A 15,641-nucleotide genomic window follows, 5' to 3' on the forward strand; every position below is an offset into this window, starting at 1 on the left:
CCCCCATCGAAGACCATAACGAGGAGAGAGCAATGGCGAAAACAACATGGAGCGGCGCTGCGCTGGGCGCACTGGCACTGGCTTTGGTGGCCATCGCCCCCACCGCGCAGGCCCAGTATGGGCGCGACGGCGAGGTGACCTGCGAGAGCCAGGATGGACGCACGCGTGAGTGCCGCACGCCGTTTCGTGACCCGGTCGTGAGCGAAACCTTGTCGAGCGCATCCTGCGTGGAAGGCCGCAGCTGGGGCCACCGCGGCGGCGGTGTGGTCTGGGTGACCGACGGTTGCCGGGCCCGCTTTGCCGATAGCCGTGGAGGCGGCGGTGGTTGGGGCGGTGGCGGCAGCAACCAGCTGGTGCGCTGCGAGAGCAATGATGGCCGCATGCGTGAATGCGCCATTCCGCGTGGTGCCCGGGTCGAGGTTGCCCGCCAGCTCTCCGACGCGCGTTGCGACGAGGGCCGCAGCTGGGGCCAAAGCGGTGATTCTGTCTGGGTCAGCCGGGGCTGCCGTGCCGATTTCGCCATCAGCAGCGGTTATGGTGGCGGCTACGGAGGCGGCCGGCCCAACCCTGGCTATGGCCAGAGCCGGGAGCTGACCTGCAGCAGCGACGACCGCCGCAACAACAGCTGCGACTGGAATGTGCGCTGGGGTACTCCCGTGCTGCTGGAGCAGCTGTCCAGTGACAATTGCCGAGAGGGCGAGACCTGGGGCTATGACGAGCGTGGCCGCCGCATCTGGGTGACACGCGGTTGCCGTGGCCGTTTTGGCAGCCGCTGAGCCAGGTCAACCACGACAAAGCGGTTAGCAAGCGGTCAGCATTAGCTGGCCGCTTTTTTCATGGGCGCATCCATCGGCTGCAGAATCAGCAGCGCCCGAAAATCATTCACATTGGTGTGGGTCGGGCCGGTCACCACCAGATCGCCCAGTGGGCCAAAAAAGCCATAGCTGTCATTGCGGTCCTGGTAGGCGGCGGGTTTGAGCTGCAGCGCGGCGGCCCGGGCCAGCGTGTCCGGTGTCACCACCGCGCCGGCATTGTCTTCCACCCCATCAATGCCATCGGTATCAGCGGCCAGCGCCCATACGCCGGGCACGGCCTGCAGTGCCTGGGCCAGGCCCAGGCAGAACTCGCCGGCGCGGCCGCCCCGGCCACGCGTGGCACCTTCGGCCGGTTGGCGCAGCGTCACCGTGGTCTCACCCCCTGACAGAATCACGCAGGGCCTGGCAAAGGGCTGGCCATGCAGCGCGACGGCACGGGCCAGGGCCGCATGCACCTTGGCCACTTCGCGGGATTCGCCCTCCATCTCGTCGCTGAGCACATGGCAGGCAATGCCCGCGTCACGCGCGGCAGCGGCCGCTGCCTGCAAGGACTGCTGCGGGGTGGCGATCAGCTGCACCTGGTGGCCGGCAAAGCGCGGGTCGCCGGGCTTGGGGGTTTCCAGCAAGCCGCTGTGCAGCGCCTCGCGCACGGGCTCGGGTACCGCAATCGCATAGCGCTCCAGGATCGCCAGCGCATCGGCGCAAGTGCTGGGGTCTGGCACCGTCGGGCCGCTGGCGATGATGGCCGGCGAATCACCAGGTACATCGCTGATCAGCAGGCTGACCACCCGCGCCGGATGGCAGGCCGCGCCCAGGCGCCCACCCTTGATGCGCGAGAGATGCTTGCGCACGCAGTTCATCTCGCCAATGTGGGCGCCGCTCTCGAGCAGCTCGCGGTTGATGCGCTGCTTGTCGGCCAGGGTCAGACCCTCGGCCGGCAGGGTCAGCAGCGCGGAGCCGCCGCCCGAGATCAGGCAAATCACCAGATCATCGGCGCTGAGCCCTTCGGTCAAGGCCAGCATGCGCTCGGCCGCTTGCAGCCCGGCAGCATCGGGCACCGGATGGGCCGCTTCCACCACCTCGATGCGCTGGGCCAGGCCCTGCGGGCGCGGCGGAATATGCCCATAGCGCGTAACGACCAGGCCCGACAGCGGCGCCTGCGCGGGCCAGAGCTGCTCGAGCGCCTGCGCCATGGCCGCGCTGGCCTTGCCCGCGCCAACCACCACGGTGCGGCCCTTGGGTATGGCTGGCAAATGCCTGCGCAGGCCTTCGAGCGGCAGTGCATTGCGTACGGCGACACGGTACAGGTGCTGTAAAAACTGCAAGGGCTGCAAATGGGGCTCGGGCACGGGCGGGGCAGCATCGCTGCCATGCACATCGATCAGGTGGGCCGCAAAGCCCTCGGAGGCGGTAAAGGTCATGGGGAGTGGAAACCTAGGGAAGCGTTTCAAGGTCGCTGCAAGCGTCGCAGATAAGGCCGGGTTTGCCAAGGCGCGGCGTGTCGCGCCTGCGGGGGATGGTCGCTGCGCCCCCTGGGGTATGGGCAAGCAGCGATAATGCTGCCCTATGTCATCCCCCAAAGTGTTGTTCGGCTTCCATGCCGTTGGTGTGCGCATGAAGACTGCGCCCAAATCGATCATCGAAGTCTATTTCGAGTCCACGCGCCGCGATGCGCGCATGCGCCAATTTCTGGAGCGCGCCAAAGAGGCGGGGGTGCGGCTGATCGAGGCAGATGCACCGCGCATCGCCAAGCTGGCCGGCTCGCACGGCCACCAGGGCGTGGCTGCCCGTGTTGAAGAGATCAAGGACACCCGCACCCTGGATGAGCTGCTCGACGACCTGGAAGAAGCCGGCGTCACCTCGCCACTGCTGCTGGTGCTCGACGGCGTGACCGATCCGCACAACCTGGGTGCCTGCCTGCGCGTGGCCGATGGTGCCGGCGCCCATGCGGTGATTGCGCCCAAGGACCATGCAGTCGGCATCAATGCCACCGTAGCCAAGGTGGCCAGTGGCGCTGCCGAGACGGTGCCATACTTCATGGTGACCAACCTGGCGCGTACCTTGAAAGAGCTCAAGGAGCGCAATGTCTGGATTATCGGCACCAGCGACGACGCCCCCAACACCTTGTACCAGGTGGACCTCAAGGGCCCCGTGGCCCTGGTGCTGGGCGCCGAAGGCGATGGCATGCGCCAGCTCACCCGCAAGACCTGCGATGAGCTGATCGGCATCCCGATGATGGGGGCCGTGTCCAGCCTCAATGTGTCGGTGGCCAGCGGCGTTTGCCTGTATGAGGCGCTGCGCCAGCGCACGCCTGCCAAGGCTGGTTAACAAACCCTTCCCACTGGCCAGCGTCCCAGGCGCTGCACCCAAAAAAAGGCTGAACCCCATCGGGCTCAGCCTTTTGCTTTTGGCCCAATCGACTTAGTCGTCCAGTTTCTCGCGCAGCACCGCACCGGTTTCGGGGTGGATCTTCAGATCGACGCGGAAACCCTGGGCATTGATCGCATCGGCTTCCCAGATACCGTCATCGAGCTCCAGGTCATGGATGTGGGTGTAGCCCGCCTGGGTCAGCAGCTGCTGGATTTGTGCGGAGCTCAAAATGGCGCTGCCCGCAACGGCGCCCGGGGTAGGGGCAGGCTGGCCGGGTTGGGACAGCACATCCAGGCTTACCGGGTGCAGCACCAGCTTTTGCTTAACGCCATTGGCGCCGCGCACCTTGGCTTCCCAGAAGCCGTCGTCAAACTCCACTTCCTTGATCTGGCCGTAACCCATGGCTTGCAGCTTGGCAGCAACCTGGCTGGCGCCGGGGTAGGTGGTGCCCAGCTCGGCCTTGCGAATGGCCAGCAGGCTGCCGTCGGCATCGCTCACCAGCACATAGGCGCGGCTGCCGTCTTGCTGGGTGGCCTTGGCGGTCCAGTAGCCGTATTGCTTTTCCAGGTCTTGCGGGGCGACCAGGCCGCTGGCGCTGATGCTGTTGAGCACTTCCTGGGCGTTGTAGGCCTGGGCAGCAAATGGCAGGCTGGCAGCGAGGCCGGCGGCACCCAGGATCCAGGCGATGGTGGTCTTCTTCATGGTTCAATCCCTTCAATGATGTGGCATGCAAACCAGCAGCTGGCTGATTCGTCATGGACTGAAGTATTGAAAACCTTGCCTAAACGCAGTGTGAAGTGTTCGTTCATGGTCTGTTTAGTCGCGCTTGTCATAATGCCTGCCATGGCGCAAATTCCCCCCCGCATTTCTCGCATCGCTGCCTGGTCACTGGCCGGCGGCGTGCTGCTGGGCGGCGCCAGCCAGGCGGCCGAGCATGACGCCGTGCGTGCGGCGGTGGCCACCGGCCAGTACAAGCCCTTGTCGGCCATCCTGAGCGACATTGCCGCCAGCCAGGCCGGCCGTGTGGTGGATGTCGAGACCAAGCGCGGCCCCAAGGGCGAGCTGCGCTACGAGATCAAGCTGGTGGACAACCAGGGCCTCAAGCAAGAGCTGCTGATCGACGCGGCCAGCGGCCAGACCGTGCAGCGCGTCGCCAAGGACCGCTCGCAGGCGCTGGGCATGCGGGAGCTGGCGCAGTACCTGGCCAAGCTGGCGCAGCAGCACGCGAGCCGCATCACCGATGTGGAGTTTGAGCGCGACAGCCAGGGCCGGGGCGTCTATGAAATCAAGCTCAGCGCGGACCAGCAGGGCTACCGCAAGCTGGTGATGGATGCGGCCACGGGTGCGGTGCTGCCAATGGCCCCGGCCAAGGCCCGCAACCCCGCGCCGCTCAAGCGCGTGGACGAGGTTCTGCAGGCACTGGCACCCCGGTTCTCGGGCCAGGTGCTGGAGGTGGAACTGGAGCACGACGAGAGCCAGACCTCTTATTACGAGATCGAGTTGCTGCAGAGCAATGGCAGCACCTTGGAGCTGAAGGTCGATGCGCGCAGCTTGCAGGTGATCCAACAAAAGCTGGAGGACTGAGCGCAGATGCGAATCCTGGTGGTGGAAGACGATGCCGAGCTGGCCGCGCAAATGGAGCAGGCGCTGGTGCGTGCCGGGTTTTCGGTCGATGTGGAAGCCGATGGCGATGCCGCATCGTTTGCGGGCAGCACCGAGCCCTACGACGCGGCCGTGCTGGACCTGGGTCTGCCCCAGCGCGACGGGCTGACGGTGTTGCGCGATTGGCGCGAGGCGGGTTGCCAGTGGCCGGTGCTGATCCTGACGGCGCGCAACCGTTGGAGCGACAAGGTGGCCGGCTTTGGCGCGGGGGCCGATGACTACCTGACCAAGCCCTTTATGCTCGACGAGGTGGTGCTGCGCCTGCGCGCCATGCTGCGCCGCAGCGCCGGCAGTGCGGCCACGGTGCTGCGCGCGGGCTGCCTGGAATACGACGTAACGGCCGGCCGCTTTTTGCAGGATGGCCAGGGTTTGCAGCTGACGGCGCAGGAGCACAAGATTCTGGCCTATTTAATGCACCACCCCAACCGCGTGCTCACACGCACCGAGATCAGCGAGCATGTCTATGCCCGCGATCTGGACCCGGACTCCAACACGCTTGATGTGCTGATCGGCCGCATACGGCGCAAGCTGCGCCAGTCCGATCTGCTGGTGACCGAGCGCGGCCAGGGTTTTCGGCTGAACGCGCCCAGCTAGCTGTTGCTGAAGCCCCGCCGCACCATGGCCTTGTCACCCAGTTCTGCCCACAAGCGCCCGCCCGCGCGGCGCTCACCCGCGCGGCGCTGGTCGCTGGCTGCGCGCATGGCCGCCTTGGTCATCGTGCCCAGTTTGCTGGTGATGGGGCTGGGCGGCTGGTGGCTGCGTTACGAGGTGCATGCCAGCTTGCTGGGCAGCATGTCGCGCAGCCTGGAGGAAAAATCCGAGCGCATCCACGCGCGCCTGGCGCTGCTGCCCGATGGCCGGGTGCAGGAGGCAGCCGGCGGCAGCGACGAGTTCAGCGCCATTTTCTCGGGCTGGTACTGGCAGCTGCAGGGCCAGGCGCCTGCGCAACTGCGCACGGCTGCTGCGCCGGTCGTGTTGGCGCGTTCGCGCTCGCTGTGGGACCAGCCCGACCTGGTGGTAAAGCGGGCAGGGCTGTGGGGCAGCGAGCGCTTGCAGCAGGCCCTGGGCCCGCAGCAGGAGCCGCTGTGGGTGCAGCATTTTTCGCTGCAGCTGGCGGCGGGTGCCGCGCCGATGCACCTGCAGGTCTTTGGCCCGGCTCAGCCGCTGATCGCCAGCCTGCGCCGCATTGACCAGATTCTCTGGATCACCGGCGCCATGCTGCTCTTGCTGATTGGCGCGCTGGTCTGGCTGCAGCTGCGCGTAGGCTTGGCGCCGCTCAAGCGCCTGGTCGATGTGATTGCCGGCCTGGGCAAGCCGCTGCCCGGCGCGGCACCCGCCACCGAGCAGATTGCCCAGCTGCCGCTGGGCGCTGACCTGCAGCCCTTGCAGCAGGAGCTGGCCGCCTTGCTGGCGCGCAATACCCAGGTGGTGGAACGCTCACGCTCGCACGCGGCCGACCTGAACCATGCGCTGAAAAAACCCTTGTCGCTGCTGATGGCCCATGCCGGCAGTGGTGCAGCCCTGCCGGCGGACCTGGTGCTGCAGCAGACCACGGCGATGGCGCGGCTGATTGACCGCTACCAGGCCCGCACCTTCAGCGATGCCACCTTGGTGCACGGCCCAAGCGCCGGCCTGCCTGTGGATGTGCTGGCCTGCGCGCGGCAGATGCTGGCGATGCTGCGCCAGCTGCACCAGGCGAGTGACCTGGACTGGCAGCTGGTGGAGGAGGCTAGGCCGCTGTGGTGGCGGGGCGAGCGCGCCGATCTGGAGGAGCTGCTGGGCAATCTGCTGGATAACGCGGGCAAATGGGCTGCCTCGCAGGTGCGGCTGACGGTGCAGCGCAATGTAACACAAGGCCTGGTGCTGCAGGTGGAAGACGACGGCCCGGGCATGACGGCCGCGCAAATGCAGGCAGCCGGCGCGCGGGGCCAGCGTTTTGATGAAACGGTGGCCGGCACGGGCCTGGGCCTGTCGATTGCCCAGCAGATCGTGCAAGGCTACGAAGGCCAGTTGCAATTGCGCAAGAGCGGGGCCCTGAAGGGGCTGCTGGTGCGCGCGGATATGGCCGGCGTAGTGGCCTAATGCGGCGCAGCGGCTCTAGGTGGCCCTAGGTGGTCCAGGTGGCCTTGTCAAGTCCCCAACTGCACGACCGGCGCGAATCCGCCAAAGATCATGCGCTTGGCATCAAACGGCATATTGGCCGGTTGCAGGTCCGCCAGGCGCGGGTCGGCCATCACTGCAGCATTGATACGGTCGCGCTCGGCGCGCGAGGTGTAGACGATCCAGGAAAAGCAGGCCACCTCATCGGACTGGAGCTTGACCGCCATCGGGAACGAGGTGACTTCGCCATCGGGCACATCGTCCCCTACGCACTCCCAGTACTGCAGCGCGCCGTGCTCCATCCAGACCTTGCCAGCGGCCTCGGCCATCGCGCGGTAGGCATCGAGATTGGCGCGTGGCACGGGCAGTACAAATCCATCGACATAGGGCATGGTGGTCTCCTGGGCGCTCAACGGCGCCGTTATGCGTGGGCGCTACATCGCAGCGATCGAGCCTTTGCTACAGCGTGGCGGCCAGGGCGACCAGCTGGTCGGTGGCCGTACCCCAACCGGTGTGGAAGCCCATGGCCTCGTGCTGCTTGCGGCTCTCTTCGCTCCAATGCCGCACGGTGGCGGTGTAGCGCGTCTGGCCGCCATCGGGCTCAAACTCGATGATGGCGGTCATAAAGGGTTTGGCGCTTGGCACCCAGCCAGCGGTATAGGCATCGGTAAACACCAGCCTGCGCTCGGGCACGACCTCCAGGTACACGCCGGCATTGGGGTATTCGTTGCCTTGCGGATCGCACATGACGATCTGGCTGCCGCCGCCCACGCGTACATCGATGTCGGCGCTGGCAATCGTCCAGGGTTTGGGCACAAACCATTGGGCCAGCAGTGCAGGCTCGGTCCAGCAGCGGTAGAGGGTGGCGGCGGGGGCGTTGATCAGGCGGCTGAGCACCAGATCATGGAGATGGGGCTGTACGGACATGGTGGCTGGCTTGGTGCGTTTTGCGGGTCTGGCAGTGGGATGGAAAGGGCCTCAGGCCGCGGGCTGCGTTTGGACATTCACCATCCAGGGCGTGCCAAAACGGTCGGTGACCATGCCAAAGCCGGGCGACCAGAAGGTGGCACAAAACGGCATCGCAACCTGGCCACCATCCGCCAGACCGTTGAAGATGCGCTCGCCATCGGCTGCGGAATCCACACCGATGGAGACCCACATGCCCTGGGGTTTGGCATAGCCGCCGCCGCAGGTCTCGGCGCTGGCGCCGGGCATCGCAGGCATGGTGTCCGAGGCCATGATCGCCTGGCTGCCCACTTGCAGGTGGGCGTGCATCAGGCGGGATTGCGCCTCGGGCGGGAGCTGCGGCATGCCTTCGCCAGGCGGCATGTCGCTAAAGCGCATCTGGTGCATGATCTGGCCGCCAAACAGCTGGGCGTAAAAGGCCATGGCTTCGGCGCAATCGCCATCAAAGTTCAGATAGGGGATGAATTGCATTCTTGTCTCCTCGTCGTGGGTCAGCCATTCTGGGCTCGGCCCGTCCATCGTGTCCATCTCCAAATCGTGATGACCGTTTCTGAATGTAAGCCGCTAGAGCTCGCCCTGCACGGCGATGCTGGACTGGAGCGGTGGAGCCCAAGCCTTGCCGTATGCTGGGCGCCTGTTCTTCACTGCCGCCTCTATGTCTTTTGATCCCTTGGATACCTCTGCAGCGCTGCCGCTTGCCGATACAGAAATTGCCAGGCTGCGACAGCGCTTGCACAATGCGCGGCATCTGCTGGTGCTGACGGGGGCAGGGGCCAGTGCGGAGTCCGGCGTGCCCACCTTCCGCGATGCGCAGACGGGCTACTGGGCGCAGTTCAGCCCCGAGGAGATGGCCAGCGAGGCGGGTTTTCTGGCCCATCCGCAGCGGGTCTGGGACTGGTACCAGTACCGCCGTGAGCTGGTCCGCCAAGTGATGCCCAATGCCGGCCATGTGGCGCTGGCCCAATGGCAGGCGCGCCACCCCGGCCGGATGACCCTGGTCACGCAGAACGTCGATGGCCTGCACCAACGTGCGGGCAGTGCGCCAGTGCTGTGCCTGCATGGCAATCTAATGGACAACCGCTGGCTGCTGCCGCCCAAGCCTTGTTGCGATGCCCGCTTTACCGAAGGCGATGCGCCGCCGCAATGCCCTGGCTGCGGCAACTACCTGCGCCCGGCGGTGGTCTGGTTTGGCGAGGCCTTGCCCCATGCCGAGCTGCAGCAGGCGCAAGATGCCGCCAAGGCCTGTGACCTGATGCTGGTGATTGGCACCTCCGGCCATGTCTACCCGGCGGCCGGACTGGCCCATATCGCCGCCCGGGGCGGCGCCCATGTGGTGGTCATCAACCCTGAGCCGACCGCGCTCGACAGCGTGGCCGACCGCTGCTGGCGCCTGCCTTCGGCACAGATTTTGCCGGCTCTGCTGGCCTAAGCTTGTCGCTTGCCTTCGCTCAAGCCTCGGCGCTGGCGGCGTTGAGTGTGGCCATCGCATCGGCATCGAGCTGCAACTGGCTGGCACGGATCAGCGACTGCAGCTGCTCGAGGTTGCTGGCGCTGGCAATCGGCGAGGCAATGGCCGGCTGGCGCATGACCCAGGCCACGGCCACCTCGCCCATCGGGGCGCCCGTGCGGCTGCTCACCTGTTCGAGCGCGGCCAGAATGCGCAAGCCCCGGTCGTTCAGATACAGCTGGGTGGTCTTGGCGCCGCGCGGGCTTTTGCTCGCGTCCTCGGCCTTGCGGTACTTACCGGTCAAAAAGCCGGCAGCCAGGCTGTAGAAATTGATGACGCCCACGCCCTGCGCAACGCACAGCGGCTGCAGCTCTTGCTCGAACACGGCACGGTCGTAGAGGTTGAAAAGCGGCTGCAGGCTCTCATAGCGCGCCAGGCCATGCTGCTCGCTGGTCTGCAGTGCCTGGGCCAAACGCGCTGCGCTGTAATTGCTGGCGCCCACGGCGCGCAGCTTGCCCTCGGCAATCAACTCGCCAAAGGTGCCCATCACATCGGCCAGCGGTACCTGCGCGTCGTCGTCATGCGATTGGTAGAGATCGATGTAATCGGTCTGCAGGCGCTGCAAGGAGGCATCGACCGCCTGGCGGATGTACTCCGGGCGCAGGCCGACCTTGCCATCGCCCATGTCCTTGCCGACCTTGGTGGCCAACACCACCTGCGCGCGCTTGCCCGAGCTGCGCAGCCATTTGCCGATCACGCGCTCCGATTCACCGCCGCTGTGGCCAGGCGCCCAGCGCGAGTACACGTCAGCGGTATCGACAAAGTTCATGCCGGCATCCAGCCAGGCATCGAGTAGGCGAAAGCTGGTGGCCTCGTCAGCCGTCCAGCCAAACACATTGCCGCCCAGGCACAGCGGCGAGACTTGCAGGGGGGATCGGCCAAGAGAACGCAGGGATGTTGTCATAGCGAATACGCGCGTCAGTGCCCAGCAGGGCGGAGCAAACATTATGCGGCGCGGGCTGGCGCAGTGCTATCGTTGATGCAGCGCAAACCGCTCGCAATTGCCGCATAGGTGGCAGTGCTGCTGGGCCTGCCAGGTTTGCCGGGCCCTGCGTTTTAGAGTAAGTTATGCATGCAACAACAAAAAGGAGTGACACTATGTTCAAACATATTCTGGTGCCGGTCGATGGGTCTGCCACCTCCATGCTCGCCGTCAACAAAGCCGCCGGTCTTGCCAAGGCCTTTGGCAGCCAGGTCACTGCGGTGTATGTGATCGATCCCTATCCCTTCACCGGCGTGGGCGCCGATTTTGCCTATGGCCAGGCGCAGTACCTGTCTGCCGCCACTGCCGATGCGCACACCGCGTTGGATGCCGTCAAAACTGCGATGGAGCAGGCGGGCATCCCCGTCGATACCGTCATGGGTGAGGGCCACTCCGTGCACGACGGCGTGATGGAAGCCGTCAAAACCACGGGGGCCGACCTGATCGTCATGGGGTCGCATGGCCGCAAGGGCCTGGAAAAGCTGGTGCTGGGCAGCGTGACCCAGCGCGTGCTGAGCGACAGCCTGATCCCTGTGTTGGTGGTGCGCCAGTAAGGTCTGCGGCGGCACCCGGCTTGCTGCCGTGTTCATTGAGGGGATGGCTACCGGGCAGCGCTGCGGCGCTGCCCAAAGTTGTGTAGCACGCAATGCTTTTGTGACCGCCGTAAGCTCGCCCGCTTGACGGAGTTTTACATGCAGTCCTTTCCTCCTCCTTATTGTGATGCCGACCAGGTGGACGGCACCTTGCGCGCCTATGGCTATGCGGTGCTCAGCCCCGCGGCCGTGGCGCAGTGGGCAGCCTGCCCGCCCGATGCGCTGGCGGCGCTCAGCAGCCACTGGGAGGCCATGCCCCACGATGCCTACCTGAAAGACGGCGGCCGCTACCGCAAGCGCCGCCATTCCTGCTATGTGGTGCAGCACGACCAGGTGCAGGCGGTGACGCACCGCGCCCACTGGCAGCCGGTGGAATACAACGCCTTGCATGGCGGCATGCAGCGCTGGTTTGAGCCCGTCGCAGCCAGCACCCAGGCGCTGCCCGCCTGGCGCCAGATCATGCGGGCGCTGGGGCATACCGCGCAGGCGCTGTTTCCCAGCACTGGGCAGGCACCCTGGTACACCGAGGCCCACCAGTTCCGCATCGACACCGCCGAAGGCATTGGCCGGCCCACCCCCGAAGGCGCGCACCGCGATGGCGTGGACCTGGTGGCGGTGTTTCTGGTCGCACGCGAAGGCATCAAGGGCGGGGAGACCCGGGTGTTTGATGCCCAGGGCCCGCAAGGCCTGCGCTTTACCTTGACCGAGCCCTGGTCGCTGATGCTGCTCGACGATGCCCGCATGATTCATGAGAGCACACCGATCCAACCAGTGGGTGAGGAACCGGGCCACCGCGATACGCTGGTGGTGACCCTGCGCCGCGAGGCTTTCCAGGGAGACGGCGCCTGAAGGCTGGCATCGCCATTAGCCATTCGGGCCTTTGGCCTGGCCACAAAAAAGGGCACCTGCGAGGTGCCCTTGTCGTATCCCAGCCCTGGGGCTTACTGGATGGTCGCGCCCGAGGCCTCAACAATGGCCTTGGCGTCCTGGAAGTCCTTGTGGAAGAACTTGTCAAAGTCCGATACGGACATGGCCTGGGGCTCGGCGCCTTGGGCCAGGATGGAATCCTGCACTTCCTTTTGGCCCAGCAGTTTGTTGACCTCGGTGTTGAGCTTGCTGACGATGGGCGCGGGCAGGTTCTTGGGGCCAAACAGGCCATACCAGGTGCTCACATCAAAGCCCTTCATGCCCAGTTCCGCAACGGTAGGCACATCGGGCAGCGAGCTGCTGCGCTTGGCCGAGGTAACAGCCAGTGGACGCAGCTTGCCGGCCTTGATCTGGCCAATGGCCGAGGGCACGGACGACACCAGCAGGTCGACGTTGCCGGACAGGGTGTCGAGCAGCGCGGGGTTGGAGCCCTTGTACGGCACGTGGGTCAGCTTGACACCGGCCGCCTTCTCAAACAGCACGCCAGCGATATGGATGCTGGTGCCATTGCCGGGCGAGCCATAGGTGATCTTGCCGGGATCGGCCTTGGCGGCGGCGATCACATCGTTCAAGGTCTTGAACTTGCTGTTTTCCGAGGTGGCAATGATGACCGGCGAGTAGGCCACATGGGCGATCGGGGTCAGGTCCTTGGCGGGGTTCCAGGGCAGGCCCTTGTACAGGTAGTAGCCCAGCACCACGTTGTCCTTCTGGCCCATGACGATGTCATAGCCCGTTGGCTGGGCCTTGGCCACTTCGCTGATACCGATGGTGCCACCCGCGCCGGCACGGTTGTCAGCGACCACCGTCCAGTGGTTTTGCTCGCTGAGCTTTTGTGCAATGATGCGCGAGATGATGTCGGTGCCGCCGCCTGGCGGGAAGGGCACGACCATGCGGACGGGCTTGCTGCCGGGGTAGTCTGCCCCCGCACCCTGGGCCATGGCAGCCGAAGCGGCCCCCACCGTGAGCGCCACTGCGGCGCACTGCAGAATCTGTTTCATCATTTTGTTGTCTCCTTGAGAGTGACACCTTCGCATGGCTTTTGCAGAGTCGGCCAAGGAGGTAGTTGCATAAACGGTCAAAGGGGTGATGATGCATGCCATCACGCCAGGTGGCATATTCTAGGGGCTGTCGTGTGGAGCGATGGGCAGCAGGCACAAAACAGGATCTGTCGCCGATGGCCCAGGCTGGAGGCGTAGGTGGATGACAACAGAAGGATCGACTATGAAAGCAAAACTCGTGGGGGCTTTGGCCTCGGTGGTGATGGGCTGCGCGGCCCTGGTGAGCCTGCCCAGCCAGGCGGCGCTGGCCGTTGGTGCCCAGGCACCGATGTTCAGCACGCAGTCGGCATTGGCTGGCAAGGTGCAGCGCTTTGACATGGCCGAGGCCTTGAAGCGCGGCCCCGTGGTCCTGTACTTCTTCCCCAAGGCCTTCAGCCAGGGCTGCACGATCGAGGCCCATGCCTTTGCCGAGGCCACGCCCACTTTTGCGGCCTCCGGCGCGCAGGTCGTCGGCATCTCGCATGACGACATTGCCACGATGCAGCGCTTCTCGAGCGAAGCCTGCCGCGACCAGTTCAGTGTGGCCTCCGACCCCGATGCCAAGGCCATCCAGGCCTATGATGCGGGCTCCGCCGCAAGGCCGGGTACTGCGTCACGCATCTCCTATGTGATCGCACCGGACGGCAAGGTGATCTATGCCCACGAGGGCAGCGATCCGCTCGAGCATGTGCAGCAGACCTTGAAGGCGGTGCAGGCCTGGAAGGCACGCAAGAAGTCTTGAGACGCGCTGGCAGAGGGTGGCAGCAGCGCTCGGTCCTCTGCTGAACACTGCCCATGCTGGCGTCTATCGCCTATGATCGGCTGATGCTGGCAAGTCTGCTCCAACCCCAATGGCCCCACCGGACCTGGCGCACGGCGCGCCGCTGGGCGGTGGCCTGGTGGCGCATTTTCTACCTGGGCGCCGTCGTGCTGGTGATGCTGATGTCGCCCAGCAGCTACGGCCCGCAAACCCGCGCGCGGCTGATGCGCCGCATGTATGTCGACACGGCGCCCATTCTGCTGGGCTTTACCGCGCTGGCCGCCTTGCTATGCCTGGTGGTGGCGCGCATCGTCTTTGTCACCGCCACCAGCTACGGCCTCTCGCGCGTCGCTGTCGAGATGGTCATCCGTGTGCTGGTGCTCGAGCTCATTCCGCTGACGGCGGCCTTGTTCGTGGCCATGCGCTGCTCCATCCCCGCTGGCGCGTCGCTTGCCAAGATGCGCGAGGACGGGCATTTTGAGCGCCTGCGCCAACATGGCTATGACCCTGTGCGCACGGAGATGCTGCCGCTGGTCGTGGCCAGCATGTATGCCTCCGTCACCTTGGCCGCGCTGTCCTGCGTGGTGTCGCTGGTCATGGTCTACCTGAGCGTCTATGGCCTGAGCTGGGTCGGGTTTGAGCTCTACACGCGCATGTTTGCCAGCGTGTTCACCCACATGGTGACCTGGCTCTTTGGGCTCAAGACCCTGCTGTTTGGGTTGGCCGTGGCATTGATCCCCACCGCATCGGCGATGAACCGGCCCTACGGCATGCGCCGCGATGAGATGCTGGGCCCTGCCTCCGACCTGGGCGGCCTGGCCCGCATGTTTGCGGTGCTGGTGCTGATTGAGGTTGCGTCACTGCTGGGGAACTACTACTAGCGTGTCCTTGGCCTAAACCACGGGGGCAAAGCAGAGGGCGCCTTGCCTACCTGCGGCACTGCGCTGGTACTTCGCTTAGCGGGCAAACAGCCCCATATAGTGCAAACCGTTGTAGCGCTTGTCCAGGTCTGCCACCTGCCAAGACGGGTCTGAATAGACAAACATGGCGTTGGCCGACGCGAGGTGGTGGCGAGAGCAGGCCTCCATGACGGCAGCGACTGCCGTGTCTGAGCGGAATGCGCCCAAGCCCACGAGACCTGCCACGGGCATGGGTGCGCGCTTGTGGATGACGAGCAGCAGGTCCTCGTCGTACAAATAGCGGCTGCCCATATCCTGGCAGAAGCGGCAACCGGTCAGATCCTCGCTGCTATGCGCCAGGCGCTCATCGTCGATGCTCCAGTAGCCGGGGTCATAGTCAAAATAGCGGTTGAATGCTTGGGCATTGGTGGCGGAGTTGCCCATCCAGACATGCTGCGCAGTAAAGGCCGTGGGTGCCAGGTCGGTGCCAAACTCTGCCACCCAGTCGAACAGGGTGCCCGAACGCAGGCCATGGCGTTTTTCCAGTACCGAGAATCCGCCGGATGGGGTGCGGTTGAGCGCTTCATGAACCAACTGGCGGCGAAAGGCTTCGGAATGGGTTTTCTTCTTCATGGCAGTGGTGGTCACAAAAAGGAGGGCGCCTGACTGAGTGCCTGTGCCCGTGGGGACAGCGATGCAAAGAGAGCGCACGGCCGCATCATTTTTATCTGATTTTTGCCGCTCCTGGATTTTTACCCTCCGAGGTCAAACAGGGTATTGCTGGTGGTTTCAATCCGGCAATCCATCCTTGCACCGAGGCGGCATCTGCAGGCCATTTTTCGTGCTGGCCAGCAGCCTCTTTCGGAAGATTTAAAATAGCCGATTGCCTGCCCATGCTGCCACCACCTGCGCAGGCCACCCATTTTCGGGCCAGCCTTTGGCCGCGCTACCACCATGACCGAATCTCTACCCCACAGCCCTTGGCGCATGTCCGTCGCGCCGATGATGGATCGGACAGACGAA

Annotated in this window: 18 protein-coding genes; 10 read left to right on the forward strand and 8 right to left on the reverse strand. The window is 65.1% G+C overall.

Translation table 11 applies throughout. The annotated features are described in order from the left end of the window. The first annotated feature begins 32 nt into the window (after window positions 1–32). Window positions 33–776 carry a DUF3011 domain-containing protein gene (locus tag WH367_RS06970; protein ID WP_339535058.1) on the forward strand — a complete coding sequence of 248 codons (744 nt, stop codon included), beginning with the start codon at window positions 33–35 and terminating at the stop codon, window positions 774–776. A 41-nt stretch (window positions 777–817) separates the two neighbouring features. Here WH367_RS06970 and WH367_RS06975 read toward each other — a convergent pair whose 3' ends face one another. Beyond that, the gene (locus WH367_RS06975) at window positions 818–2,236 is read right to left on the reverse strand and encodes a glycerate kinase type-2 family protein (protein WP_339535060.1); all 1,419 of its coding nucleotides are present in this window, start codon (window positions 2,234–2,236) and stop codon (window positions 818–820) included. A 145-nt stretch (window positions 2,237–2,381) separates the two neighbouring features. Here WH367_RS06975 and rlmB point away from each other — a divergent pair, with 145 nt between their 5' ends. After that, window positions 2,382–3,143 (forward strand): 23S rRNA (guanosine(2251)-2'-O)-methyltransferase RlmB, encoded by a 762-nt coding sequence (rlmB, locus tag WH367_RS06980; RefSeq protein WP_116925577.1) that lies wholly within the window; start codon window positions 2,382–2,384, stop codon window positions 3,141–3,143. A 93-nt stretch (window positions 3,144–3,236) separates the two neighbouring features. On the opposite strand, the gene WH367_RS06985 is transcribed toward rlmB, so the two are convergent. Further along, window positions 3,237–3,887, reverse strand: coding sequence for a PepSY domain-containing protein (locus WH367_RS06985; RefSeq protein WP_339535063.1), 651 nt, complete (start codon window positions 3,885–3,887; stop codon window positions 3,237–3,239). Between the two features lie 141 nt (window positions 3,888–4,028). Here WH367_RS06985 and WH367_RS06990 point away from each other — a divergent pair, with 141 nt between their 5' ends. The 3 genes from WH367_RS06990 to WH367_RS07000 are packed head-to-tail and all read left to right on the forward strand — an operon-like array spanning window position 4,029 to window position 6,929. Beyond that, complete coding sequence (locus WH367_RS06990) at window positions 4,029–4,769, forward strand: PepSY domain-containing protein (RefSeq protein WP_339535064.1); 741 nt, start codon at window positions 4,029–4,031, stop codon at window positions 4,767–4,769. A gap of 6 nt (window positions 4,770–4,775) precedes the next feature. After that, window positions 4,776–5,441, forward strand: a complete 666-nt coding sequence (locus WH367_RS06995) for a response regulator transcription factor (protein WP_312987589.1) — start codon at window positions 4,776–4,778, stop codon at window positions 5,439–5,441. 24 nt (window positions 5,442–5,465) lie between these two features. After that, window positions 5,466–6,929, forward strand: coding sequence for a sensor histidine kinase (locus WH367_RS07000; RefSeq protein ID WP_339535065.1), 1,464 nt, complete (start codon window positions 5,466–5,468; stop codon window positions 6,927–6,929). Between the two features lie 47 nt (window positions 6,930–6,976). Here WH367_RS07000 and WH367_RS07005 read toward each other — a convergent pair whose 3' ends face one another. The 3 genes from WH367_RS07005 to WH367_RS07015 form a co-directional block, all read right to left on the reverse strand. Then, entirely contained in the window at window positions 6,977–7,339 is a 363-nt protein-coding gene (locus tag WH367_RS07005) for a DUF1428 domain-containing protein (protein ID WP_027011267.1), read from the reverse strand. Between the two features lie 67 nt (window positions 7,340–7,406). Beyond that, window positions 7,407–7,874: an SRPBCC family protein gene (locus WH367_RS07010; protein WP_339518042.1), complete on the reverse strand. Its 468-nt coding sequence runs from the start codon at window positions 7,872–7,874 to the stop codon at window positions 7,407–7,409. 51 nt (window positions 7,875–7,925) lie between these two features. After that, window positions 7,926–8,384, reverse strand: coding sequence for a VOC family protein (locus WH367_RS07015; protein ID WP_339535067.1), 459 nt, complete (start codon window positions 8,382–8,384; stop codon window positions 7,926–7,928). A 184-nt stretch (window positions 8,385–8,568) separates the two neighbouring features. Between WH367_RS07015 and WH367_RS07020 the strand changes: the two genes are divergently transcribed. After that, window positions 8,569–9,342: an SIR2 family NAD-dependent protein deacylase gene (locus WH367_RS07020; RefSeq protein ID WP_339535068.1), complete on the forward strand. Its 774-nt coding sequence runs from the start codon at window positions 8,569–8,571 to the stop codon at window positions 9,340–9,342. Between the two features lie 19 nt (window positions 9,343–9,361). Here the strand turns inward: WH367_RS07020 and WH367_RS07025 are convergent, their stop codons facing one another. Continuing rightward, window positions 9,362–10,324, reverse strand: coding sequence for an aldo/keto reductase (locus WH367_RS07025; RefSeq protein WP_339535069.1), 963 nt, complete (start codon window positions 10,322–10,324; stop codon window positions 9,362–9,364). Window positions 10,325–10,518: 194 nt separating this feature from the next. Here WH367_RS07025 and WH367_RS07030 point away from each other — a divergent pair, with 194 nt between their 5' ends. Together WH367_RS07030 and WH367_RS07035 are read left to right on the forward strand one after the other, a co-directional pair. Next, window positions 10,519–10,956: a universal stress protein gene (locus WH367_RS07030; protein ID WP_021028467.1), complete on the forward strand. Its 438-nt coding sequence runs from the start codon at window positions 10,519–10,521 to the stop codon at window positions 10,954–10,956. Between the two features lie 138 nt (window positions 10,957–11,094). Further along, the gene (locus tag WH367_RS07035) at window positions 11,095–11,844 is read left to right on the forward strand and encodes a 2OG-Fe dioxygenase family protein (RefSeq protein ID WP_339535071.1); all 750 of its coding nucleotides are present in this window, start codon (window positions 11,095–11,097) and stop codon (window positions 11,842–11,844) included. Between the two features lie 92 nt (window positions 11,845–11,936). Here WH367_RS07035 and WH367_RS07040 read toward each other — a convergent pair whose 3' ends face one another. Then, complete coding sequence (locus WH367_RS07040) at window positions 11,937–12,923, reverse strand: Bug family tripartite tricarboxylate transporter substrate binding protein (protein WP_339518049.1); 987 nt, start codon at window positions 12,921–12,923, stop codon at window positions 11,937–11,939. Between the two features lie 220 nt (window positions 12,924–13,143). Here WH367_RS07040 and WH367_RS07045 point away from each other — a divergent pair, with 220 nt between their 5' ends. Next, window positions 13,144–13,701 carry a peroxiredoxin gene (locus tag WH367_RS07045; RefSeq protein ID WP_445228084.1) on the forward strand — a complete coding sequence of 186 codons (558 nt, stop codon included), beginning with the start codon at window positions 13,144–13,146 and terminating at the stop codon, window positions 13,699–13,701. Window positions 13,702–13,784: 83 nt separating this feature from the next. After that, window positions 13,785–14,600, forward strand: a complete 816-nt coding sequence (locus tag WH367_RS07050; RefSeq protein WP_339535073.1) for an MlaE family ABC transporter permease — start codon at window positions 13,785–13,787, stop codon at window positions 14,598–14,600. A gap of 75 nt (window positions 14,601–14,675) precedes the next feature. Here the strand turns inward: WH367_RS07050 and WH367_RS07055 are convergent, their stop codons facing one another. Then, window positions 14,676–15,266: an immunity 22 family protein gene (locus WH367_RS07055; protein ID WP_339535074.1), complete on the reverse strand. Its 591-nt coding sequence runs from the start codon at window positions 15,264–15,266 to the stop codon at window positions 14,676–14,678. Window positions 15,267–15,641: the final 375 nt, after the last annotated feature.

The sequence above is a fragment of the Comamonas sp. MYb21 genome (genome assembly GCF_037479395.1).
Taxonomy (GTDB): Bacteria; Pseudomonadota; Gammaproteobacteria; order Burkholderiales; family Burkholderiaceae_C; genus Comamonas.